A 23,635-nucleotide genomic window follows, 5' to 3' on the forward strand; every position below is an offset into this window, starting at 1 on the left:
GAAGCTGTGACCGCGCGCTCAGTTAGCCCGGGTTCGCGGCCAGCACCTTGAGCAGGAAAGCATACTCCAGGGCCACGTCGCGCAGCGCCTGGTAACGCCCGCTCATGCCGCCATGGCCTGCGTCGAGGTCGGTTTTGAGCAGCAGCAGCCGCTCGTCGGTCTTGTGCGCGCGCAACTTGGCCACCCACTTGGCCGCCTCCCAGTACTGCACGCGGCTGTCGTTGTAGCCGGCCACCGCGAGTATCGCCGGGTAGGCCTGGGCCTTGACGTTCTCGTAGGGGGCGTAGCCCTTGATCCGCTCGAATACCTGCGGTTCGTGGGGATCGCCCCATTCGTCGTACTCGGTGACGGTCAGGGGCAGATCGGGGTTCTGCATGGTGTTGAGCACATCGACGAACGGCACCTCGGCGATGGCTGCGGCGAACAGTTCCGGGCGCAGGTTGAGCACCGCGCCGATCAGCAGGCCGCCGGCGCTGCCACCGCTGATGGCCAGGCGCTCGGCGCTGGTATAGCCGGCGTCGATCAGGTGCTCGGCGCAGGCGATGAAGTCGTCGAAGCTGTTGTGCTTGTGTTCCAGCTTGCCGGCCCGGTACCAGGCCTCGCCCAGTTCGCCGCCGCCGCGCACATGGGCGATGGCGAAGACGAAACCGCGCTCCAGCAGGCTCAGGCGGGCATGGGAGAACCAGGGGTCGAGGCTCTCGCCATAGGCGCCATAGCCATAGAGATAGAGCGGGGCGGGCTGCCCGGCCTGGAGTACCTCGCGGCGCGCCACCAGGCTGATGGGCACCTGGGTGCCGTCCGCGGCGCGGGCCCACAGGCGCTGGCTGACATAGGCATCGGCATCGAACGGGCCTTCCACCGGGGTTTCCTTGAGCACCTGCTGCGTGCCGTCGGCCAGGCTCAGCTGACGGATCTGCGCCGGGCGGTTCAGCGCCTCGTAGCGCAGGCGGATGACCGGGCTGTGGAACTCCAGCGAGTCCTGCACGTACAGGCTGTAGGCCGCGTCCGGCAGCTGGACCCGGTAGGCGGCCTGCCCCAGGGGCTGCACCTCGATGATCGGCAGGCCGGCCTCGCGCAGGCTGAGGACCAGGGCGTGCTGGTTCAGGCTGAGACCTTCGAGCATCACCCGCTCGTCGTGGGCGCGCAGCAGGTGCCAGTGCGCGCGGGTCGGCGCCTGTTCGTTGGCGAAAAACAGGGCGAAGTTGATGCCGCTCTGGTTGCTGCGAATCAGCCAGCACCAGCGGCCGTCGTGCTTGCCGTGGTCGACGTAGTATTCGTGGCCGTCCTCGCGCGGCGCCAGGCAACGGAAGGCCTCTTCCGGGGTGTCGGCATCCAGCACCCAGGCCTCGCTGGTGGTCTTGCTGCCCAGGGCCAGCACCAGCTGGCGTTCCGAGCTGGTGCGGTAGCAGTGCAGGAAGAAGCGTCCATCGTCTTCTTGGAACACCAGCGTGGCGGCGTCGTCGCCGAGGCGGTGGCGATACAGCTTGTGCGGCCGGTGGGTGTCGTCCAGCTCGCCGAAGAACAGGGTCTGGCTGTCGTTGGCCCAGGTCATGCTGCCGTCGCAGTCGGCGAACGGCAGCTCGCGGATGCTGCCGTCGGCCAGCTCCTTGACGAACAGCCGGTAGGTCTCGTCGCCGCTGGTGTCCAGGCTGTAGGCCAGGCGCTGGTGGTCCGGGCTGATGCTGAACGCGCCGAGGGACAGGTAGCCGCCGTTCGCCAGGGCGTTGGGGTCGAGCAGCAGCTGCTCGGCGTGCTCATCGACCTGCAGCGAGTCATCGCTGGGCCGTGGGCAGCGATAGTGGCGCGGGTACTCGTCGCCGGCGGTGGTGCGCTGGTAGTAGAGGTAGGGCCCCCAGGGCGACGGCAGCGACAGGTCGGTCTCGCGGATACGCCCCTTGATCTCCTCGAACAGGGTCTCGCGCAGCTCGCTCTGCTCGGCCAGCTGCGCCTCCAGGTAGGCGTTCTCGGCCTTGAGATGCTCGAGTACCTCGGCGGCATCTCGCTGTTCCAGCCAGCGGTACGGGTCGGCGCCGGGTTCTGTGCGGGCGATGGGGGCGTGCGGCATGCGGCAACTCCGAAATCAGGTGCGGCCGACGGTGGGGGCGCCGGGCCGTTGAAAAGCCGCTATCATAAGCGCCCCTTTGCAAGCCCCGCCACGTCAGGGACCCGCCGCGTTATGATCGAAAGCGACTATCTACTTGCCTGGAGCGCCTATGCCGTCGCGGCGCTCGGCTGCCTGCTGGTCTGGTTCCGCCTGACCCGCTGGATGTGGCGCTATGTGCGCGAGCCGCTGCGCCTGCTGGTCGCGGTGCTGCTGCTGACCCCGACCGTAGTCGACCCGGCCAAGGAACTGCTCGCCCCGGCGGTCGCCGTCGCCGCCCTGGATCTGCTGTTCAAGGTGGGCAACAACGCCTTGCGGGCGGCGGCGGACCTGGCCATGTACGGCCTGATCGCCTTCGCCCTGTACCTGCTGTTCGTGGCCGTTCGCTGGCCGATCGAGCGCTGGTGGAAGCGCCGGGGCGGGCCGGTGCGCGAAGAGCGCGAGGCGGATGCGCCGACCTTGCGCGAGCTGATGGAGCAAGGCGCCGCTGAGCCGGGCGCCAGCCATCGTGACTCCCGTGGCGAGCGTCGCCTGCGCATCGAGCCGCGGCTCTGAGTTTTCCGGCCGGCAGGCCGATCTTCGAACCCCGACCTGTCTGGCCCGCTGGCCAGCGCTTGCAGGCGTGGCGGCGGGCCTTCAGCATAGGCTCAGCTGCGTCAGGAGAGCCTATGGACCCCATGTTCCGTGCGAACGCCAATGATCCAGTGCCGGCGCACCGCGTCGCCTGTGCCTGCCTCCGGTCGGCGCGGCGACGCCTTGCGCTGAGCGGAGGACGCTAGCCATGTGCGAGCTGCTCGGCATGAGCGCCAATGTGCCCACCGATATCGTCTTCAGCTTTACCGGGCTGATGCAGCGCGGCGGCCGCACCGGCCCCCATCGCGATGGCTGGGGCATCGGCTTCTACGAGGGGCGCGGCCTGCGCCTGTTCCAGGACCCGCGGGCCAGCAGCGAGTCGGAGGTGGCGCAACTGGTACAGCGCTATCCGATCAAGAGCGAAGTGGTGATCGGTCACATTCGCCAGGCCAACGTCGGCCGCGTCTGCCTGGCCAACACCCATCCCTTCGTGCGCGAGATGTGGGGGCGCAACTGGTGTTTCGCCCATAACGGCCAGCTGGCCGATTTCCGCCCGCCGGCGGGTTTCTACCAAGCCATCGGCGACACCGACAGCGAGGCGGCGTTCTGCGACCTGCTCAACCGCCTGCGCCTGGCGTTCCCCGAACCGCCACCTTTCGAGCAGCTGCTGCCAAGCCTGATCGAGGCCTGCGCGGCGTATCGCCAGTTGGGCGTGTTCAACTGCCTGCTCAGCGACGGCGACTGGTTGTTCAGCTTCTGCTCGACCAAGCTGGCGCATATCACCCGGCGCGCGCCGTTCGGCCCGGCGCAGTTGAAGGATGCCGACCTGCGGGTGGATTTTCAGGCGGAAACCACGCCCAACGACGTGGTAACCGTACTGGTCACCGAGCCGCTCACCGATAACGAGAACTGGAGCCGCTACCAGCCAGGCGAATGGCGCCTGTGGCGTGGCGGCGAATGCCTGGCTCAGGGCAACGCCTGAGCCGGGGACAAGGAACATTGGGGAAGGTAATGCTGAGGAGCTATCTGCGTCTGGCGCTGTTCACGCTGGGGTTGTTGGTCGGGGTCCAGGTGCCCGGCTTTGTCGATGACTACGGCAAGCGGGTCGAGGCGCACCGCCTGGAGTCGGAGCAGAGTTTGAAGGGCTTCCGGGAAACCGCCCGACGTTTCTTCAAGGCGGACCTGCAGGCCCTGGTGGCCCACTACCGGGTGAGCGACGACCCGGTGATGCGCAGCGATGCGCAGAGCGTCGGCAATCTGGTCGAGCGGGCACGCTGGCTCGCCGAGGAGTGGCAGGCCATGCAGGGCCCCTGGTACGGCCAGCTGTGGCACCTGGCCACGGCGGCGGACAACGAACTGCTGGAGGAGACGTTCCAGGCCTATCGCTATCAGGTGCTGCTGGCGCCCGAGGCCATCGCCTGGGGGATCGCCTGTGCCCTGTTGTTCGCCTGGTCGATCGAGGGGTTGCTGCTGATGCTCGCCTGGGTGTTCGTCGCCGGCCAGGACCGTCGCGCGCGCGAGCGCCACTGGCGCTGAGCCGCGCGCCTGTGCGGCTCAGTAGTTGAGGGTCAGCTGCGGGCCGAGGTAGTCGTTGGCCTGACGGATGTCGTCGTCACCGAGCAGGCCCACGGCCGCGGCGAGTTGCAGGCGTGAGACCAGGTAGCGCAACTTGGCTTCCAGCAGGTCGCGGCGGGCGATGAACACCTGCTCTTCGGCGTTGAGGATGTCGACGTTGGTGCTGGAGCCGGCCAGGAAGCCCTTCTTCGCCGAATCCTGGGCCCGCTTGCTGGAGGCGACCGCCTGTTCCAGCGCCCTGATACGCGCCGGGCCGCTCTGCACGCCACGGAATTCACGGGTGGTGGCGGAGAACACTTCCTCGCGGGTGGCGTTGAGGTCTTCCCCGGCCTGTTCGCGGCTGGCGGTGGCCTGACGAACCCGCGCGCTCACCGCACCGCCTGAGTACAGCGGCAGGTTGAACTCCAGGCCGACCGAGGCGTAACGATTCTGCTGGTCGATGGTGGTGACGGAGTCGCTTTCGCTGTCGGTATAGCCCAGCACGAAATCGAGGGTCGGCCAGTGTCCGCCGCTGGCGCGGTTGACTTCCTCTTCCGCGACCCGGTGGTTGTAGTGACGGGCGCGCAGCGCCGGGTTGTTCGCCCGCGCCTTGCTCAGCCAGTCCTGCAGGTTGTCCGGGTGCAGACCGGGGGTAGGAAAGTCGCTGCGCAGGGTGGCGACCTGCTGCGGCATTTCGCCGAGCATCTCCTGCAGCAGGCGCAGGGCGATCGCCAGGTTGTCCTGGGCCTCGATCTGTTCGGCCAGGGCCAGGTCGCGCCGCGCGGTGGCCTGGTCGACATCGGTGATGGTGCCATCGCCCAGGTCGAAACGCCGCTTGGCGGCGGCCACCTGCTGTTCCAGGGCCTTGAGCTTGGCGTCGGCCAGTTCGATGGTTTCGCGGGTCAGCAGTACATCGAAGTAACGGCTGGCCAGGCGTACCGCGATGTTCTGGGTCTTGGCGTCGAACACCGCCTCGCTGTACCCGGCGCGTTGCTTGCCCTGGCGGTACTCGGCCATCTTCTGCCGATCGAACAGCGGCTGGCGCAGTTGCACGCCCAGGTTCTGCGAGTCGTAATCCAGGTCGTTGTCGGTCGAGTTGCCGAACTCCTGACTGCCGCTGACCTTGCTCCTGCTGGCGCTGGCGCTGATCTGCGGCAGCAGGCCGGCGCGGCCCAGGGCGCGATTCTCCAGCCCGGCATCGCGCTCGTGAGCCGCCGAGCGGTAGACCGGCCCCTGCAGGCGCAGGGTGTTCCAGGCTTCCTGCAGGTCCAGCGCGAGCGCGGGCAGGCTGGTCGCCGTGGCCAGACAGACGAAGGCTAAGCGGATCACCATGTCACTGTTCCTTGAAGGCACTGTCGATCCGGTCAAGCATAGGCTTCATCAGGTAACTCATCAGGTTTCGTTCGCCGGTTTTTATCGTCACGGTGGCCGGCATGCCAGGGCGGATGCGGTTGCTGCCGAGCCTATCCATGCCTTCCGGGGTGACCTCGACCTGCGCCAGGTAGTAGGGCTGCTTGTTGGCTTCATCGACCAGGCGGTCGGCGGAAATGGTCAGCACCCGGCCCGGAATATTCGGCGTCTGGGCATGGTTGAAGGCCGGAAAGGTGATGTCCACCAGCAGGCCCGGGACCATCTTGTCGATGGCCTGTACCGGCACCATGGCGTCGACCTGCAGCGGCTCATTGGCCGGTACCACGTCCATGATGGTCGAGCCAGGCTGGATCACCCCGCCGATGGTCGAGACGTTGAGGCCGAGGACCACACCGTCGATCGGCGAGCGGATCACGGTGTTGGTGACCTCGTAGTCCAGCGAACGCAGGCGGTCGGCCAGGGCCGAGGCTTCCTTCTGCGCGTCGGTCAGCTGCGATTGCACCTCCTTCTGGAAGTTCTGCTCGAGCTGGAGGATGCGCAGCTTGAGCTCGGCGATCTGGTTGCGGGCACGGCCGATCTCGGCGATGTTCTGCGCCAGCGAGGCGTTCAGTTCGGCGGCTTCGCGCTCCAGTTCGAGCATCCGGTTGCGGGTCACATAGCCTTCGGCCGCCAGGCTGCGCACGCCGTCGAGTTCCTGGCGCAGGAATTTGATCTGCGCGTAGCGCGAGCCCTGCACCTGGCGCAACCCCTTGAGCTGCTCCTCGGCGCCGCGAATGTTTTCCTCGAGGATACCGGCCTCGCCGGTCAGGGCGGCGCGGCGGGTGGTGAACAGGCGCTGCTGCAGGGCGATCGAGGCGTTCAGGCGCGGGTCGCCGGCGAAGCGTTCGAGCAGCGCCGGATCGAAGGTCACCTCGGGCATGCCGTCGCGTTCGGCTTGCAGGCGGTTTTCTACGGACTTCAACACGATGTACTGGCCGCTGACCACGCCCTGTTCGGCGATGGCGCGGGTGGTGTCCAATTCGACCAGGACCTGGCCGCGTTCGACCATCTGCCCCTCGCGTACCGCGATGGTCTTGATCGAGCCGCCATCCAGATGCTGGATGGTCTTGCGGTTGTCGGTGACATTGACCGTGGCGTTCGCCACCACCCCCGCGTCCAGCGGAGCGAGGACGGCCCAGAGGACGAAACCGCCGAAACCGGCGAGCACCAGCGCCAGGCCCCAGCGACTGGGGCGCTGGTCATTGACGTCGACGGCTTCCTGGCTGTTCTCAGGCATGAGGTTCTTGCGTTCGAACTCGAGATTCGACATGACGCATCACTCCTTGGTCTTGACCGACGCCAGGGTCGCGCCGCCCATGCTGGTGGGCATGACGGCGGCCTGGCGCAGGGCGTTGAACACTTCGTCACGGCTGCCGAACATATGCACCGTGCCTTCGCGCAGCACGAGGATCTTGTCGACTATGTTCAGCACCGTCGGCCGATGGGAGATCAGCACCAGGGTCTTGCCACGTTGCTTGAGGTCGGCGAGGGCCTTCACCAGAGCGGCTTCGCCGACGTCGTCGAGGCTGGCGTTGGGTTCGTCGAGGACGATCAGCGAGGGGTCGCCGTAGAGCGCACGGGCCAGGCCGATGCGCTGCTTCTGGCCGCCGGACAGCGAGTTGCCGTCGGCGCTCAGGGGCGTGTCGTAGCCTTGCGGCAGGCGCAGGATCATCTCGTGCACGCCGGCCTGCTGGGCCGCCAGGATCACCGCGTCGCCATCGATCTCGCCGAAGCGGGAAATGTTTTCGGCGACAGTGCCCTCGAACAGCTCGACGTCCTGGGGCAGATAGCCCAGCCAGGGCCCCAGTTCTTCCTTGTCCCACTGGAAGACGTCCGCCCCGTCCAGGCGCACCTTGCCGGCGTGTGCCGGCCAGACACCGACCAGCAGGCGTGCCAGGGTGGACTTGCCCGAGGCCGAGGGACCGATGATGCCCAGAGCTTCTCCCGGTGCAACGTTGAGGCTGATGTTGCGCAGAATGGTCAGGGGCGTGCCGGGGGCGTTGGCGAATGCGCCTTCCACACTGACCTGACCGGCCGGCTTGGGCAGCGGCATGGAGGGCTTGCGCGCCGGGAAGTCGGCCAGCAGGCCGGACAACCGTCCCCAGGACGCGCGGCTGGCGAGCAGCTGCTTCCAGGTGGAAATCGCCAGTTCGACCGGGGCCAGGGCGCGTCCGGCGAGGATCGAGCAGGCGATCATCATCCCGGGGGTGATCTTGCCTTCGATCGCCAGCAAGGCACCGGTGCCGAGAATCAGCGATTGCAGGGTCACGCGCAGGAAGCGCGTGGTGCCGTTGATATAGGCCGCACGGTCGGAGGCCAGGGTCTGCTTCTCGAGAATCTGCTGATGGTTGCCGAACCAGCGCTCGCGGATGGCCGGAAACATGCCCATGGCCTGGATGACCTCGGCATTGCGCAGGTTGTTGTTGGCGTAGGTGCCGGAGGCCACCGAGGCCTGGTTGGCTTCGGCCAGCGGCTTGCGGGTGCTGACTTCGGTCAGGTAGGCCAGGCAGATCAGCAGCACCGAACCGATCAGCGTGATCAGGCCGAGCAGCGGGTGCACCAGGTAGATGACGAACAGGTAGATCGGCGTCCAGGGCGAGTCGAAGAAGGCGAACAGGCCGTTGCCGGTGAGGAACTGGCGAACCTGGGCCATGTCCTGCAGCGCCTGGGCCGGGTTGCCGCCGGCGCGATTCAGGTTGCGCTCGAAGGCGGCGGTGAACACGCGCTTGTTGAGCATCATGTCCAGGCGGTTGCCGACCCTGATCAGCACGGTGGAACGGACCATCTCCAGCAGGCCCATCAGCACATAGAGGCCGACGACCAGCAGGGTCAGCATCAACAGGGTGGTGACGTTGCTGCTGACCAGTGCCCGGTCGTACACCTGCAACATGTAGACCGCTGGGGTCAACATCAGCAGGTTGATCACGCCGCTGAAACAGGCCAGGGAAATGAAGGTCCGGCGCAAGCGAAATAGCACTTCCGCCAACTCGGAGCGGGGGGACTGCGGCATGCCCATGACGTTCCTCCAATACTGCTGCTGGCTGATCGCTCAGCTGTGGCTGGTGCCCGTTTACCGCCCGTCCCTGGCGGTGAAATTCCTGTGCAAAACCATCCTCGCCACACGCAAAAGGGGCCCTTGCCATCTAGGTATAGGTACGGGGCCGGGCTTCACGCAAGGCGCGAGTTGGCCTTCATGTGTTCGCGCTATGCGTAATAATTCTCTTTTGAAGCAGGGACTTATGATTTTTAAGGGTTTTCTAGGCGACAGCGGTGGTTTATTGACATCGGCAAATCGTGAGACTTAAGTCCGAGCCGGCCAACTGGCTAAGTCGTGACAGAGTGCGGCGTGCCGGCCAGGTGCATCACGCGACAGGGGGCGGGGGGCAGAAGACAGGGATGAAACCTGGAGGGGAGGGGCGGCGCCAGGGCTGAACCAGAAGCCGCCGCGAACCGGCAGAAAGGCGCTCGCGACCTTGTCGGGCGTCGACCCGGGCTCCGGCGCGGGCGCGCCGGGTCGCCGGGGGCAATGTTACTTGGACAGGAACCTCATGCCGTCTTCCAGGCCCTGCAGGGTCAGGGGGTACATCTGGTCTTCGACCAGCTCGCGGATCAGGCTGGTGGAGGCGGTGTAGCCCCAGCTGTCCTTGGGGTAGGGGTTGATCCAGATGAGTTTCTTGTACTTCTCCATGAAACGCTTGATCCACACGTAGCCCGGCTCCTCGTTCCAGTGCTCGACGCTGCCGCCGGCCTGGGTGATCTCGTAGGGCGCCATGGCCGCGTCGCCGACGAACACCACCTTGTAGTCGGCGCCGTACTTGTGCAGCAGGTCATGGGTGGAGAAGCGCTCGGAGGTGCGGCGCAGGTTGTTCTTCCACACCGACTCGTACACGCAGTTGTGGAAGTAGTAGTACTCCAGGTGCTTGAACTCGGTCTTGCAGGCGCTGAACAGCTCCTCGCAGACCTTGACGTGGGCGTCCATCGAGCCGCCGATGTCGAACAGGATCAGCAGCTTGACCGCGTTACGCCGCTCCGGGCGCATCTGGATGTTGAGCAGCCCGCCGTCCTTGGCCGTGTGGTCGATGGTGCCGTCCAGGTCCAGCTCGTCCTGGGCGCCCTGGCGGGCGAACTTGCGCAGGCGGCGCAGGGCGACCTTGATGTTGCGCGTGCCCAGCTCGACCTGGTCGTCGAGGTTCTTGTACTCGCGCTGGTCCCACACCTTGACCGCGCGGCCCTGGCGCTTGCCGGCATCGCCGACGCGGATGCCCTCGGGGTTGAAGCCGCCGGAGCCGAACGGGCTGGTGCCACCGGTGCCGATCCACTTGTTGCCGCCGGCGTGGCGTTCCTTCTGCTCCTCCAGGCGCTTCTTGAATTCCTCGATCAGCTTGTCCAGGCCGCCCAAGGATTCGATCCTGGCGCGCTCCTCGTCGGTCAGCGAACGCTCGAACTCCTTGCGTAGCCACTCGTCGGGGATCAAGGCCTCGATGTGCTGGTTGAGGTTCTCCAGGCCCTTGAAGTAGGCGCCGAAGGCCCGGTCGAACTTGTCGAAGTGGCGCTCGTCCTTGACCAGGATGGCCCGGGCGAGGAAGTAGAACTCGTCCATGTCGGCGAACACCACGTTGTGCTGCAACGCGTTGATCAGGTCGAGCAGCTCGCGCACCGACACCGGCACCTTGGCCGCGCGCATTTCGTTGAACAGGTTAAGCAGCATGCAGGCGATCTCCCGATTACCCGTAGGGTGGATAACGCTCTTTTTATCCACCGTGCCCTTGGGGTGGTGGAAAACGCTTCGCGGTTTTCCACCCTACGGCAATGTAGCCGGCTGATTTATCGAGACGCGCGGCGGCTCATGAAGGCCAGGCGCTCGAGCAGCTGCACGTCCTGCTCGTTCTTCACCAGGGCGCCGGCCAGGGGCGGGATGGCCTTGGTCGGGTCGCGTTCGCGCAGCACCGCCTCGCCGATGTTGTCGGCCATCAGCAGCTTGAGCCAGTCCACCAGCTCGCTGGTCGAGGGCTTCTTCTTCAGGCCCGGCACCTTGCGCACGTCGAAGAACACATCCAGTGCCTCGGCCACCAGGTCCTTCTTGATGGTCGGGTAGTGCACGTCGACGATCTTCTGCAGGGTGTCGCGGTCGGGGAAGGCGATGTAGTGGAAGAAGCAGCGGCGCAGGAAGGCGTCCGGCAGTTCCTTCTCGTTGTTCGAGGTGATGATGATGATCGGCCGCTGCTTGGCCTTGATGGTCTCGTTGGTCTCGTAGACGTAGAACTCCATCTTGTCGAGTTCCTGCAGCAGGTCGTTGGGGAACTCGATGTCGGCCTTGTCGATCTCGTCGATCAGCAGGATCACCCGCTCCTCGGACTCGAAGGCCTCCCACAGCTTGCCCTTCTTGATGTAGTTGCGCACGTCGTGGACCTTGTCCGAGTCCAGCTGCGAGTCGCGCAGGCGGCTGACCGCGTCGTACTCGTAGAGGCCCTGGTGGGCCTTGGTGGTGGACTTGATGTGCCAGGTGATCAGGCGGGCAGAGAAGGACTCGGCCAGTTGCTCGGCGAGCATGGTCTTGCCGGTGCCCGGTTCGCCCTTGACCAACAGTGGACGCTGCAGGGTGATGGCGGCATTGACCGCGAGCTTGAGGTCGTCGGTGGCGACATACGACTGAGTGCCTTCGAACTTCATCGGAATATCCTCGAACGGTAACGGCCCGGGCAGTACCCGCGGGTTCAGTAATTGAAAGGGCGACTATAACGCGCGGGCCGGGCGACTGTGAACGCGGACGCGCCATTCAGTCACTGAATGGCGGGTCACGCCCGGGCTGTCCGGCGTGCCGCTCGTCGGTCGGCGCGGCCGCAGCGGTTCCGGCGGGCCTGAGCGCAATGCTGGACGCTCGGCCGTGTGCGTCTTAGGCTGGCAGCCCTTTCCACGGAACATGCACAAGGAGCCCGCCATGAGTCGCATCTTTGCCGACAACGCCCAAGCCATAGGCAACACCCCGCTGGTGATGATCAATCGCCTGGGGCCGGCCGGGGTGACCATCCTGGCCAAGATCGAGGGACGCAACCCGGCCTATTCGGTCAAGTGCCGGATCGGCGCCAGCATGGTCTGGGATGCGGAGGAGCGCGGGGTGCTCAAGCCCGGCATGACCCTGGTCGAGCCGACTTCCGGCAATACCGGCATCGGTCTGGCGTTCGTCGCCGCCGCGCGCGGCTACAAGCTGCTGCTGACCATGCCGGCGTCGATGAGCCTGGAGCGGCGCAAGGTGCTCAAGGCGCTGGGCGCCGAGCTGGTGCTGACCGAGCCGGCCAAGGGCATGAAGGGCGCCATCGAGAAGGCCGCGGAGATCGCCGCCTCCGACCCTGCCCGCTATTTCATGCCGCAGCAGTTCGAGAACCCGGCCAACCCGGCGATCCACGAGAAGACCACCGGCCCGGAGATCTGGAACGACACCGACGGCGCCATCGACGTGCTGGTTTCCGGCGTCGGCACCGGCGGCACCATCACCGGCGTGTCGCGTTATATCAAGCGGACCCAGGGCAAGCCGATCATCTCGGTGGCGGTCGAGCCGGTGAGCTCGCCGGTGATCAGCCAGACGGTGGCCGGTGAAGAGGTCAAGCCCAGCCCGCACAAGATCCAGGGTATCGGCGCCGGCTTCGTGCCGAAGAACCTGGACCTGGAAATGGTCGACCGTATCGAGCAGGTCAATGACGAGGAAGCCAAGGCCATGGCCCTGCGCCTGATGCGTGAGGAGGGGATTCTGGCCGGCATATCCTGCGGGGCGGCCATGGCCGTGGCCGTGCGTATCGCCGAGGAACCGTCGATGCAGGGCAAGACCCTGGTGGTGATACTGCCGGATTCCGGTGAGCGCTACCTGTCGAGCATGCTGTTCAGCGACCTGTTCAGCGAGCAGGAACTGGTGCAGTAAGGATCGGCTGGGGACAAATGGCCGCGCCGCTTGCGCGGCGGGTCGAAAGGATGGAAGAGAGGCTCGGCGCAGGCGCGAATGCGTCCTTCACCCATGCCCGGGCCTGCCGCGCTACTCGAGCAGGGTCTCGCTGGAGAGGCCGTTGCGTTCGAGGATGCGGCGCAGGCGCCTGAGGGCCTCGGCCTGGATCTGCCGTACCCGTTCGCGGGTCAGTCCGATGGACTGGCCCATTTCTTCCAGGGTGCAGCCCTCGTCGCCGCGCAGGCCGAAGCGGCGGATCACCACCTCGCATTGGCGCTCGGTGAGCTGCGACAGCCATTCCTTGATGCACTGCGCCATTTCGCTGTCCTGCAGCAGATCGCAGGGATCGTTCGGCAGGTCGCCGGTTACCGTGTCGAGCAGGCTGCGGTTGTCGGATTCCTCGCCGAAGCTGCTGTCCAGCGAGGTCACCCTGACGTTCAGGTCGCGCAGGCGCTCCACCTCGCCGACGTCTTTCTCCAGCAAGGCGGCGATCTCCTCGCTCGAGGGGTCGTGGTCGAGCTTGCGGGTCAGTTCGCGAGCGGCGGTCAGGTAGCTGTTGAGCTTCTTCACCACATGGATGGGCAGGCGGATGGTCCGGGTCTGGTTCATCAGCGCCCGTTCCACGGTTTCGCGAATCCACCAGGTGCCGTAGGTGGAGAAGCGATAGCCGAGCTCGGGGTCGAACTTGTCCACGGCGCGGATCAGGCCGAGATTGCCTTCTTCGACCAGGTCCAGCAGCGACAGGCCACGGTTCAGGTAGCCGCGGGCGATCTTCACCACCAGGCGCAGATTGCTTTCGATCATGCGCTTGCGCGCCAGCGGGTCGCCCTGGACGGTCAGGCGAGCGAAATGCAGCTCTTCCTCGCGGCTCAGCAGTGGCGAGAAGCCGATCTCGTTCAGGTACATGCGAGTGGCATCCAGCGCCTGGCTGTAGTCCGTGGACTTGTGCGTCTTCGTGGTGCTGGCGGGTGTGGGCGTGACCTTCGCAGGCGCCTCTGTGGCCTTCTTGTTCGGCTCCGGCGCAACGGACTGGGCAACCTTCAGGACCTGTTGAATAGCGGACTCAACAGTCTGGTCAACTTCTTGGCGCTTGTCGGAGTCTGGATTGGTTCTGAATGCGTAAGTCATAGTCACAACTCAAAAAGTCCTATGAGGCTTACAGGATTGATTGGTTCTTCGTGAAGCCAAAGATGCATAGGTCCGGCTAAATCGGGCCACTATGGTCCTAACTTCCTTTGCGACTATGGTCTGAAACTTGCCCGGCCCTCGTCCTTTGACGCGCGCGCGAAAAAAGGACGCACGGTCTGTGGTTATTCCTGGCTTTACTACAATGAAGTGAGTTTCGAGCGCTTGGTCAAGGCGTTCGCGCCGCTTGGGCGCTTGTAGTAGGGGAGGGACCGGGCATGGGTGGCAGGATAAGGATCGGCATAGTCGACGATCACCCTCTGCTGAGGCAGGGGGTGGCCGCTGCGCTGAAACGCATCGCCGACTTCGAGGTGGTCGAACAAGGGGGGTCGGCCGAAGAGGCTGAGCGGATTGCGACGAAGTACAAGCCGGACGTGATGCTGATGGATGTGCACATGCCGGGCGACAGTTTTGCCGCGGTGCGCGCCATCGTGTCCGGCAACTCCGCGACCAGGGTGTTGATGCTGACGGTGTCCGAGTCCGAGGAAGACGCCTACGCAGCACTGGAGGCGGGCGCCAAGGGCTATGTGCTCAAGGGCGTGAGCGGGCCGGAGCTGGCGCAGGCGATCAGGAGCGTGGCGATGGGGCAGACGTTCATCACGCCGGGCTTTGCCAGCAAGTTGATCAGCAACCTGCAGAAGCAGAACGGTGATGAGAAGTCGGTCAATGAGCTTACCCATCGCGAGGAGCAGATCATCCGTGAGGTGGCCAACGGGCTGACCAACCGGGAGGTCGCCGACAAGCTGTCGCTCAGCGAGAAGACCGTCAAGCACTACATGACCAGCATCATGCAGAAGCTGCAGGTGCGTAACCGGGTGGAGGCGGTCACCGCGGTGTTGGAGTATTGGAAGAACCGCCAGGCCTCCCGGATCAGAAGCCAGTTCGCGGCGCACCGGGAAGTGGAGACCGCCGCCAACGGGGATAGCGACTGAGCGCTGCGTCAAAGACTGAACCGGGCGCTCACCGTGGTGCCGTCGTCCGGATTGGACTCGATGTGAAACTGCCCGCCCAGTGACTCCACCCGGTAGCGCATGCCGGCCAGCCCCAGGCGGGCCCTCTGCTGATGGTTCGCCGCCGCCAGATGCTCGGTATCGAAGCCATCGCCATCATCGCTGACCTTGATTTCCAGTACGCCCTGGTCGAAGGAGGCACTGACTTCCTGCCCCCTGCCGTCGGCATGCCGGTAGGCGTTGTTCAGCGCCTCCTGGATGAAGCGGTAGATACAGGTCTTGTGCGCCAGCGGCACCTTCTCCGGCAGGCTGCCGCAGCTGAGCCGGACGTGGGTTTCGGTACGCAGCTCATGGCGCTTCACCACCAGTTCCAGCTCCTGGCGCAGGGGCATGCCGTTGATTTCCGGCAGGGCCAGGCCGCGGGAAATGTCGCGAATCTCGCCCAGCGCATCCTTGGCCGCGTGCCTCAGCGACTCCAGCGCTTCGAGGTCGAAGTCACCGCCATTTTCCTTGTAGCGTTCCTGCAGTACGGACAGTTCGTCGAGGCGAACCAGGATCAGGGTCAGCAGCTGCGCCGGGCCATCATGCAGGTCGGCGCCGAGACGACGCAGGATCAGCTCGTTGACCCGGGAGAAGGACTGGTTGGCGCTGGTGATCTTGCGCTGCAGGTTGATGTTCTGGTTGTTCAGCCGCGCCTGTTCCTGCATCTGCCGGCTGAGGGCCAGCTGCTGCTGCAGGATGATGCGTTCGCCGCGGCGGACGATGGCAAACAGCAGCAGGAGCATGGACAGGGTCGCGGTGCCGACGATGATCCACACCTCCTGGCGGATCGTGGCGATCTCGTGCTGCAGCATCTCGGCCTTTTCGTAGAACTCGCCGACGGCGAGGATCCGGTCCGTGCCGAATTCACGCAGCGGCGCATAGATCTCATAGAGCGGGATGCCCAGGCTGCGCTCGTAGGCGTTCTCCTCCTCCTTGAGGGCGCCCCACTCGGTTACCGTCTCGCCTTTCAGCGCCTTGGCGATTTCGGCGGTCGGAAAGGACTTGCCCACCAGATCCTTGTTGGTCGCATAGATCACCCGGCCCTCCGGGCTCCAGATCTTCACCGAGACCACGTGCACATTGAGGGTCGGGCTGGTCATCAACCGGTCGATGGCCGAGGCGGATTTGACCGACAGGCGCTCGGCGCTGCTCAGCTCCTGGACATAGGGTTCGAGGAAGGTGGTCATGTACAGGGCGCCGGCATTCGCCGCGGCCTGCACGGCCGAGCGTTCGATGGTCTTGCTGACCAGGTTGCCGACGAAGGCCATGGTCAGGCCGAGGATGACCGCGGCGGCGATGACGAACTGGGTCGAGCGGCTCAGCCGATACAACGCCATCGTCGTCCGGCGCCACCAGCTAGGGTGCGGATGGGGCATAGCCTCTTCGTTCGAGCCCGGCAGACGAAGGTTGGGACTCTGACTGGGCTCGTGGACATCGGCCTTTGTGCTCATCCGGGCTGCTCCTGGCGCTCACCTTTGCTCGACACGGTGAGTGCATGCGGTTAGTTGCTCCGTCGGGGGAGTTCGAGGCAGTCCAGCAGTTGGCAGCCGGCCTCATCGAGGAGGCCGTCTGTATTACCGAGCGTCTCGCCAGCGCCCTATTACTCGCCTAACCCTCAAGTCTAGTCCAGATGCAGGCGTCGACCGCTGTCGAAGCGCCAACTGACGGACGGCGCTGGCTCATCGCCACGGCTGAGTCGGTACGCGCGGGAGAACGCTGGCGGCTATTCCCGCGTCAGGTCGCAGCCTTCGGCTGCACGGCCGGTGCAGTAGGGCGCACCACCAGCCAGAGCGCCACGGCGATCAGCGCGCCGCCATACAGATAGGCGGTGGACAGTGGCTCGTCGAGCAGCAACGCGCCCCACAACACGCCGAAGGGTGGAATCAGGAAGGTGGTGGTGGAGGCCTTGATCGGGCCGATATCGGCCAGCAGGCGGAAGTACAGCACGTAGGCGAAGGCCGTGCACAGCAGGCCCAGGCCGGCCAGCGACAGCCAGACCTGCGGGCCGCCCCAGCTGGCCGGCGGCTGCAGCACCAGCGCGCCGGCGAACCAGGGCAGCAGGAACAGGCTGGCACCGCACAGGCTGCTGAACGCGGTCAGGCGGTTGTCCAGGCCGCCGCGTTCGGCGATCCAGCGCCGCGCGAGGAAGCCGGCGAAACCGTAGCAGGCGGTGGCGACCAGGCAGGCGCCGGCGCCCAGCAGCAGCTCCAGGTCGAAGTCGACCGGCCCGGTGCGGGTCAGCACCGCCACGCCGAACAGCCCGAGCGCCACGCCGGCGGCCTTGCTTGCGGTCAGCTCCTCGGCGAAGAACAGCATGCCGATCAGCACACCCATCATCGGCGTGGTGGCGTTGAGGATCGCCGAATAGCCGGCCGGCAGCACCAGGGCCGCCAGGCAATACATGGCCGACGGCAAGCCGGCGTTGATCACCCCGAGCACTAGGCACTGCCTGAGCTTGCCGCGAAAGTCCCAGCGCACCCGCATCAGCAGCAGGATCGCCAGCAGGCCGAGGGCGCCGAGGCTGGCGCGAAAGAAGGCGGTCGGCATGCTGCCGAGCACCGGGGCGATGATCCGCATGAACAGGAAGCTGGCGCCCCAGATGGCGGCGAGCAACAGCAGGCGGAGCAGGTCGGCGAGGCGCATGGCGTCGGCTCTCGTGGGTGGGAGCCGGCCAGCTTACGCCGCCAGGGCGCAGGCGCAATCCACAACTGGCTTTCAAATTGCCGGCACAGTTGCCAGCCGTTCGTCCGGCGCGGGCCGGTGATTCCGCGCGCGACGCGCGCCACAAGGCTTTCCCGGGTGGCGGCCACTGGCTAAGCTCGGCATTCCAATCCGCTACTTCCCGCAGAGGACTGTCCCATGGCGCAGCAATGGCCGGCCGCCGATATCGCCCGTCGGATTCTCGATGGCTTCGACGACTATCGCGAGCACTTCCGCCAGATCACCCAGGGCGCCCGTGAGCGCTTCGAGCAGGCGCTCTGGCAGGAAGCGCAGCAGGCCTCCGCCGCGCGTATCAACCTGTACGAGGAAAAGGTCGACGAGGTGGTGCAGGGCCTGCGCGAGCGCTTCGGCGAGGCGTTGGTCGAGGTCTGCCAGTGGCCGCTGGTGAAGAGCGCCTATATCGCCCTGATCGACCTGCGTTTCGACGATGAGCTGGCGGAAACCTGGTTCAATTCGATCTTCTGCGGCCTGTTCAGCCACGATCAGATCAGCGATGGCTGCATGTTCATCCATACCACCCGGCCGTCGCTGCACAGCCGCCAGCGCGCCGCGCAGACCCGCAGTTACCGGCCCGACGGCGGCTTGTCGGGCATGCTCGAGGCGATCTTCCAGGACTATCGCTTCAGCGTGGCCTTCGAGGACCTGCCGCGCGACCTCAAGCGCCTGGAAGGGCAGCTGCGTGACAGCCTGCCGGACTGGGTGTGCAAGGACCCGGAGCTGTGCATCGAGCTGTTTTCCTCGGTGCTCTATCGCAACAAGGGCGCCTACCTGGTCGGGCGCATCTATACCCGCGACGAGCAGTGGCCGCTGGTGATCCCGCTGCTGCACCGCGAGGGGCAGGGCATCCAGATCGATGCGCTGATCACCGACGAGGCCGAGGTGTCGATCATCTTCTCCTTCACCCGCTCCTACTTCATGGTGCGGGTGGATATTCCGGCGGAGTTCATCGGCTTCCTGCGGCGCATCCTGCCGGGCAAGCACATCGCCGAGCTGTACACCTCGATCGGCTTCTACAAGCACGGCAAGTCGGAGTTCTACCGCGCGCTGATCAACCACCTGGCGAGCACCGACGACCAGTTCATCATGGCCCCCGGGGTGCGCGGCATGGTCATGAGCGTGTTCACCCTGCCGGGCTTCAACACCGTGTTCAAGATCATCAAGGACCGCTTCTCGCCGGTGAAGAGCGTCGACCGCTCCACGGTGATCCAGAAGTACCGCCTGGTGAAGAGCGTCGACCGGGTCGGGCGCATGGCCGATACCCAGGAGTTCGCCGACTTCCGCTTCCCCAAGGCCAAGTTCGCCCCCGAATGCCTGGCCGAACTGCTGGAGGTGGCGCCGTCCACCGTGGTGCTGGAGGGCGACACCGTGCTGGTGCGCCACTGCTGGACCGAGCGGCGCATGACCCCGCTCAATCTCTATGTGGAGAATGCCAGTGAGGCCCAGGTGCGCGAGGCGCTGTACGACTACGGCCTGGCGATCAAGCAGCTGGCGGCGGCGAACATCTTCCCCGGCGATATGCTGCTGAAGAACTTCGGCGTCACCCGCCATGGTCGCGTGGTGTTCTACGACTACGACGAGATCTGCTTCCTCACTGAGGTGAATTTCCGCCACATCCCGCCGCCGCGCTATCCGGAGGACGAGATGGCCTCCGAGCCCTGGTATTCGGTGGCGCCCATGGACGTGTTTCCCGAGGAGTTCCCGCCCTTCCTGTTCGCCGACATCAAGCAACGCCGGCTGTTCAGCCAGTTGCACGGCGATCTGTACGACGCCGACTACTGGAAGGGGCTGCAGGAGGCGATCCGCGCCGGCAAGGTGATCGACGTCTTCCCTTACCGGCGATCGCCCGATCCGGTCGATGGTGCTCGCTGAACGCTCCCGCGACAAACGGCGCACCCGGGCTACAGGCCTTGTCTGCCGGGCCTCGCGGCGCCCTGTTGCGGTATAGCGGGCGCCTGCCGGTCAGGCCGCTGGGGGCTCAGGCGGGGGCATGGGGCGGCAATGGCGGCGCGGCTCATCTACGCTGAAATCAGGTGCGAGTCGCGCCTTGTCGTAACCCTTGGCAGGAGGAAGTTCTATGATCGCCAAGTTGCTGAATGCCCTCGAGGACCTGTTGATCGCCTGGGGCCTGCTCGAGCGGCCACAGCCTGTACCGGTCCCCAGCAATCCACCGCGGCGCCCACAGGCGCCCCGCAAGCGGCGCCAGTAAGGCCCGACAGGGCTGGCGGTCGAAGTTGCCTGGGTAGCGGGGGAGCAAGGGCGGGTCAAGGCCCTGAACCTCAGGCAAGCGCCGGGTGGTCCTTGAACCACTGCTCGATCAGTTCGCCCATGCGCGCGCCGGAAAAGCTCGGAAAATGTCCGCCATGGACGCTGCGCACCGGCAGGTCGCGCAGGCGCCGCAGGCTTTGTGCGTAATCCTGCAGGTTGGAGTGGTAGGCGTTCTCCACCAGCGGACCATCGTAGAGGATGTCGCCGCTAAACAGCGTCTGCGTCTTCGCTTCCCACAGGCTGATGCCGCCCGGTGAGTGACCGGGCGTGTGCAGCACCTGCAGGGCCCGGTCACCCAGATCCAGCACATCGCCTTCCTCGATCAAACGCGTGGCCGGCGCCGCCTTGACCCGGTATTGCGCGTAGCACAGCGGGCAGTCCGGGTGCGCCTCGAACATGGCGTTGCCGACGCAGGCAGCTGCTAGGGTGTTGGCGCCGGTCGGCGCGGCGAGGATGTCCGCCTCGGCGGGGTGCACCAGGCGCTCGGGGAATTCATGGTGACCGGCGATATGGTCGAAATGGGTATGGCTGGCCACCGCCAATAAAGGTTTTTCCGTCAGCCAGGGCAGCTGCTCGCGCAGGCTGACCAGGCCGGAGCCGGTGTCGATCAGCAGATCGCGCTCGCGGCCCCGCACATGCCACAGGTTGCAGCGGTAGAAGGGGCGGATATAGGGCTCATGGATCAGGCTGACGCCATCGTGGCGGGGATGCACTTCGAACCAGCGGTCGCGGCTGACGATCTTCATCTCGGTTGGCCTTTTCGCCTGGCGTAGCTTGAGTCTAGGCGAGCCGCAGCATGTCCCCCGAGGCCCGGATGCAATCCGGGCCAGCTTCCTGCTCGCTCAGGGATGAAAGGGCGGCGCCTCGGCGATCTCGATCAGCAGGGGGCGATCATCCGGCGCCTCGCGCAGCAGTTGCTGCAGGTGCGCGTGGTCGCGAGCCCGTTCGGCGGCGCAGCCGAAGCCGCGGGCCAGGGCGAGGAAGTCCGGGGTGTAGATGTCCACGCCCAGCGGGGTGATGTCGCGCTTTTCCATGTAGCGCTTGATCTCGCCGTAGCCGCTGTTGTTCCACAGCAGCACGATCACCCCGACCCGGGCTTCCACCGCGCTGGCCAGCTCGGGCAGGGTGAATTGCAGGCCGCCGTCGCCGATCAGGCAGATCACCGGGCGCTGCGGCTCGGCCAGCTTGGCGCCGATGGCCGCCGGCAGGCCGTAGCCGAGGGTGCCGTAGCCGGTGGAGGAGTTGAACCAGCGCCGTGCGCCGTCCAGCTCGACCAGGTGGTTGCCGCTGTACACCGTCTGGGTCGAGTCGCCGACGAAGCGCGACTGGGGCAGGGCCTGCAGCACGCTGTCGAATAGCTGGCGGTAGTGCGCCCAGCCGCTGAAGTCCTCGGCCAGTTGCGCCTGCACGGCCGCGGTGCGCCGGGCGCCGGGGCTGTCCGGGTCAACCGGATGGGCCGGCAGCTCGGCCAGCAGCTGCTGCATGGCCAGGCGGGCGTCGCCCTGGATCGCCAGGCCCGGGGCGTGGTTGCGCTGCAGCTGCTGGGCGTCGATGTCGATGCGGACCAGCTCGCCAGCGAGCTTGAAGTTGCCGTCGAACACCACGTCGTAATCGGTTTCGCCCAGTTCGGTGCCGATGGCCAGGACCACGTCGGCCTCCAGGGCCAGCTGGCGCACCGGCACCAGCGACTGGTTGCTGCCCAGCAGCAGCGGATGGCCGGGCGGCAGCAGGCCCTTGGCGTTGATGGTCAGGGCGGTCGGCGCGTCCAGGGCCACGGCCAGGGCGCGGGCCTCGGCTTGGGCATCGGTGCAGCCGCCGCCGAGCAGCAGCAGCGGGCGCTGGGCGTTTTCCAGCAGGGCCGCCGCTTCGCGGATCAGCGCGCGGTTGGGCGAGGGGCGCTGGATGCTCGGTTTGGGCGCCAGGCGCATGGACGAGGCATCGGCGGTGATGATGTCCAGCGGCAGCTCGATATGCACCGGCCGTGGTCGCTCGCCCTCGAATACGGCGAAGGCGCGGGCCAGCACGCCGGGCAGCTCCTCGACGCTCATCAGGGTGTGGCTGAAGGCGCTGACCCCGGCCACCAGTGCGCGCTGGTTCGGCAGCTCGTGCAGGTAGCCCTTGCCCAGGCCGAGGCGCTCGCGCTCGTTGACGCTGGAGATCACCAGCATCGGGATGGAGTCGGCATAGGCCTGGGCCATGGCGGTGAGGATATTGGTCATCCCCGGGCCGGTGATGATGAAACACACCCCGGGCTTGCCGCTCACGCGCGCGTAGCCGTCGGCCATGAAGCCGGCGCCCTGCTCGTGGCGCGGGGTGATGTGGCGGATGCCGCTGTGCGGCAGGCCGCGGTACAGCTCGACGGTATGCACGCCGGGGATACCGAACACGGTGTCGACGCCCCAGGCTTCGAGTTGCTTGACGAGAAATTCGCCGCAGGTGGTCATGGGCTTTCCTTCAATTCATACAGCGAAGCCCTCTCCCGCGCGGGGAGAGGGCAGGGCGTCAGCCGACTATCCAGTGCGCCATCAGGGCGATGATCGGCAGGGTGATCAGGGTGCGGATGATGAAGATCACGAACAGTTCCAGCAGGTTCAGCGGCAGCTTGGCCTTGATGATCAGCACGCCGACCTCCGACATGTAGATCAACTGGGTCAGCGACACGCAGGCCACCACGAAGCGGGTCAGCTCGCTCTCGATGCCCTTGCCCAGTACCGCCGGCAGGAACATGTCGGCGAAGCCTACCAGCATGGCCGGCGCCGCCTTGGCCGCTTCCGGCAGCTGCAGCAGCTCCAGCAACGGCACGATGGGGGCGGACAGCCAGTTGAAGATCGGCGTGTATTCGGCGATCGCCAGGGACAGGGTGCCGATGGCCATCACCAGGGGCAGCAGGCCCAGCCAGATGTCCACCACGTTGTGCACGCCGACCTTGACCATCTGCGCCGGCGACGGGTTGCTGTTGGCGCGCTTGACCGCCTGGGTGATGCCCCAGCGCAGCAGCGAGGTGCCGGTGGGGACGTCTTCCTTGATCTGCTTGCCGACGCCCGGGAGGTACACGTCCTTCTTCCACGACAGTGGCGGGATGCGCGGGGTGATGATCGCCGCGGCCAGGCCGGCCACCACCACGGTCAGGTAGAAGGGCACGAACAGGTGATCGAGCTTCATGAAGCTGGTGATCAGCAGGCTGAAGGCGATCGAGGCGATGGAGAAGTTGGTGGCGATCACCGCCGCTTCCCGGGCGCTGTAGAAGCCTTTCTGATACTGCTGGGCGGTGATCAGCACGCCGACGGTACCCGAGCCCAGCCAACTGGCGATGGCGTCGATGGCCGAGCGACCGGGCAGGCCGAACACCTTGCGGAAGACGTTGCGCACCAGGGTGCCGCAGAACTCCATCAGGCCGTAGTCGGTGAGCAGCGGCAGGATCAGACCGGCGACCAGGAAGAAGGTGATCAGCACCGGCGCCAGGTCTTTCAGCACCACACCGCCGGTGTAGGCACTCCAGATCCATTCCGGGCCGAATTCCCAGAAGGTCATGGCGGCGAACAGCGCGCCGACGACCCGCAGCGCCAGCCAGAACGGATGCAGGTTGAACAGCTCGTTGAGCGCGTGGCGCTCGGTGATCCAGCGCGGCTTGAACAGGCTGGCGAACAGGCCGATCACGGCCGAGAAGCCCAGCAGGGCGACGGCGATGGCCGGCAGCGAAGCGGCGAAGGCTGTCTTCAGTGTATCGGCCATGACCCCCAGGCCGATGGTGACCTTGCCGTCGTAGACGATGGGGGTGAGGAACAGCAGCACGCCGAGCAGCGAGGGGATCAGGAAGATCAGCAGCTGACGCATTGTGAAGCCGTGGGCGGTGGGTTGCGGCGCATCGCCGGCGATCAGGGTTTCTTCGTTATTCATCGC

The 23,635-nt window shown here is 66.0% G+C and carries 19 protein-coding genes; 7 read left to right on the forward strand and 12 right to left on the reverse strand.

What is annotated here, in order from left to right:
• Nucleotides 1-22: 22 nt before the first annotated feature.
• Nucleotides 23-2,065 (reverse strand): S9 family peptidase, encoded by a 2,043-nt coding sequence (locus tag LPB260_RS27500; RefSeq protein WP_208709102.1) that lies wholly within the window; start codon nt 2,063-2,065, stop codon nt 23-25.
• 111 nt (nt 2,066-2,176) lie between these two features.
• On the opposite strand from LPB260_RS27500, the gene LPB260_RS27505 reads away from it, so the two are divergent.
• From LPB260_RS27505 to LPB260_RS27515, 3 genes are all read left to right on the forward strand, one after another.
• Nucleotides 2,177-2,656 carry an MFS transporter gene (locus LPB260_RS27505; RefSeq protein ID WP_208709104.1) on the forward strand — a complete coding sequence of 160 codons (480 nt, stop codon included), beginning with the start codon at nt 2,177-2,179 and terminating at the stop codon, nt 2,654-2,656.
• Nucleotides 2,657-2,882: 226 nt separating this feature from the next.
• The gene (locus LPB260_RS27510; protein ID WP_208709106.1) at nt 2,883-3,656 is read left to right on the forward strand and encodes a class II glutamine amidotransferase; all 774 of its coding nucleotides are present in this window, start codon (nt 2,883-2,885) and stop codon (nt 3,654-3,656) included.
• A gap of 29 nt (nt 3,657-3,685) precedes the next feature.
• The gene (locus LPB260_RS27515) at nt 3,686-4,210 is read left to right on the forward strand and encodes a DUF2937 family protein (protein ID WP_208709108.1); all 525 of its coding nucleotides are present in this window, start codon (nt 3,686-3,688) and stop codon (nt 4,208-4,210) included.
• 18 nt (nt 4,211-4,228) lie between these two features.
• On the opposite strand, the gene LPB260_RS27520 is transcribed toward LPB260_RS27515, so the two are convergent.
• The 5 genes from LPB260_RS27520 to LPB260_RS27540 all read right to left on the reverse strand — a co-directional run bounded on the left by LPB260_RS27520 (nt 4,229) and on the right by LPB260_RS27540 (nt 11,308).
• Nucleotides 4,229-5,560: a TolC family outer membrane protein gene (locus tag LPB260_RS27520; protein WP_208709110.1), complete on the reverse strand. Its 1,332-nt coding sequence runs from the start codon at nt 5,558-5,560 to the stop codon at nt 4,229-4,231.
• Between the two features lies 1 nt (nt 5,561).
• Nucleotides 5,562-6,875 (reverse strand): HlyD family type I secretion periplasmic adaptor subunit, encoded by a 1,314-nt coding sequence (locus LPB260_RS27525; protein WP_371926171.1) that lies wholly within the window; start codon nt 6,873-6,875, stop codon nt 5,562-5,564.
• A gap of 39 nt (nt 6,876-6,914) precedes the next feature.
• Nucleotides 6,915-8,648, reverse strand: a complete 1,734-nt coding sequence (locus LPB260_RS27530) for a type I secretion system permease/ATPase (RefSeq protein ID WP_208709114.1) — start codon at nt 8,646-8,648, stop codon at nt 6,915-6,917.
• A gap of 519 nt (nt 8,649-9,167) precedes the next feature.
• Nucleotides 9,168-10,346 (reverse strand): VWA domain-containing protein, encoded by a 1,179-nt coding sequence (locus LPB260_RS27535; RefSeq protein WP_208709116.1) that lies wholly within the window; start codon nt 10,344-10,346, stop codon nt 9,168-9,170.
• A 116-nt stretch (nt 10,347-10,462) separates the two neighbouring features.
• Complete coding sequence (locus tag LPB260_RS27540) at nt 10,463-11,308, reverse strand: MoxR family ATPase (RefSeq protein WP_208709118.1); 846 nt, start codon at nt 11,306-11,308, stop codon at nt 10,463-10,465.
• 268 nt (nt 11,309-11,576) lie between these two features.
• Here LPB260_RS27540 and cysK point away from each other — a divergent pair, with 268 nt between their 5' ends.
• The gene (gene cysK / locus LPB260_RS27545) at nt 11,577-12,551 is read left to right on the forward strand and encodes a cysteine synthase A (RefSeq protein ID WP_208709120.1); all 975 of its coding nucleotides are present in this window, start codon (nt 11,577-11,579) and stop codon (nt 12,549-12,551) included.
• A gap of 111 nt (nt 12,552-12,662) precedes the next feature.
• Here the strand turns inward: cysK and rpoS are convergent, their stop codons facing one another.
• The gene (rpoS, locus tag LPB260_RS27550; RefSeq protein WP_208709122.1) at nt 12,663-13,700 is read right to left on the reverse strand and encodes an RNA polymerase sigma factor RpoS; all 1,038 of its coding nucleotides are present in this window, start codon (nt 13,698-13,700) and stop codon (nt 12,663-12,665) included.
• Between the two features lie 275 nt (nt 13,701-13,975).
• Here rpoS and LPB260_RS27555 point away from each other — a divergent pair, with 275 nt between their 5' ends.
• Nucleotides 13,976-14,689: a response regulator transcription factor gene (locus LPB260_RS27555; RefSeq protein ID WP_208709124.1), complete on the forward strand. Its 714-nt coding sequence runs from the start codon at nt 13,976-13,978 to the stop codon at nt 14,687-14,689.
• Between the two features lie 8 nt (nt 14,690-14,697).
• Here the strand turns inward: LPB260_RS27555 and LPB260_RS27560 are convergent, their stop codons facing one another.
• Nucleotides 14,698-16,125, reverse strand: coding sequence for a sensor histidine kinase (locus LPB260_RS27560; RefSeq protein ID WP_256625615.1), 1,428 nt, complete (start codon nt 16,123-16,125; stop codon nt 14,698-14,700).
• 358 nt (nt 16,126-16,483) lie between these two features.
• A complete protein-coding gene (locus tag LPB260_RS27565) occupies nt 16,484-17,392 on the reverse strand; it encodes a DMT family transporter (RefSeq protein ID WP_208709128.1) in 909 nt (302 codons plus the stop codon).
• Between the two features lie 216 nt (nt 17,393-17,608).
• Between LPB260_RS27565 and aceK the strand changes: the two genes are divergently transcribed.
• Nucleotides 17,609-19,339: a bifunctional isocitrate dehydrogenase kinase/phosphatase gene (aceK, locus tag LPB260_RS27570; RefSeq protein WP_208709130.1), complete on the forward strand. Its 1,731-nt coding sequence runs from the start codon at nt 17,609-17,611 to the stop codon at nt 19,337-19,339.
• A 205-nt stretch (nt 19,340-19,544) separates the two neighbouring features.
• Nucleotides 19,545-19,676: a PA1414 family protein gene (locus LPB260_RS29170; RefSeq protein ID WP_256625616.1), complete on the forward strand. Its 132-nt coding sequence runs from the start codon at nt 19,545-19,547 to the stop codon at nt 19,674-19,676.
• Nucleotides 19,677-19,746: 70 nt separating this feature from the next.
• On the opposite strand, the gene LPB260_RS27575 is transcribed toward LPB260_RS29170, so the two are convergent.
• The 3 genes from LPB260_RS27575 to LPB260_RS27585 form a co-directional block, all read right to left on the reverse strand.
• Complete coding sequence (locus LPB260_RS27575; protein WP_208709132.1) at nt 19,747-20,481, reverse strand: MBL fold metallo-hydrolase; 735 nt, start codon at nt 20,479-20,481, stop codon at nt 19,747-19,749.
• A 96-nt stretch (nt 20,482-20,577) separates the two neighbouring features.
• On the reverse strand, nt 20,578-22,179 hold the full coding sequence (locus LPB260_RS27580; protein WP_208709134.1) for a 5-guanidino-2-oxopentanoate decarboxylase: 1,602 nt from the start codon (nt 22,177-22,179) through the stop codon (nt 20,578-20,580).
• Between the two features lie 58 nt (nt 22,180-22,237).
• On the reverse strand, nt 22,238-23,632 hold the full coding sequence (locus LPB260_RS27585; RefSeq protein ID WP_208709136.1) for a YjiH family protein: 1,395 nt from the start codon (nt 23,630-23,632) through the stop codon (nt 22,238-22,240).
• Between the last annotated feature and the right edge of the window lie 3 nt (nt 23,633-23,635).

It is taken from the genome of Pseudomonas sp. LPB0260 (assembly GCF_013388395.1).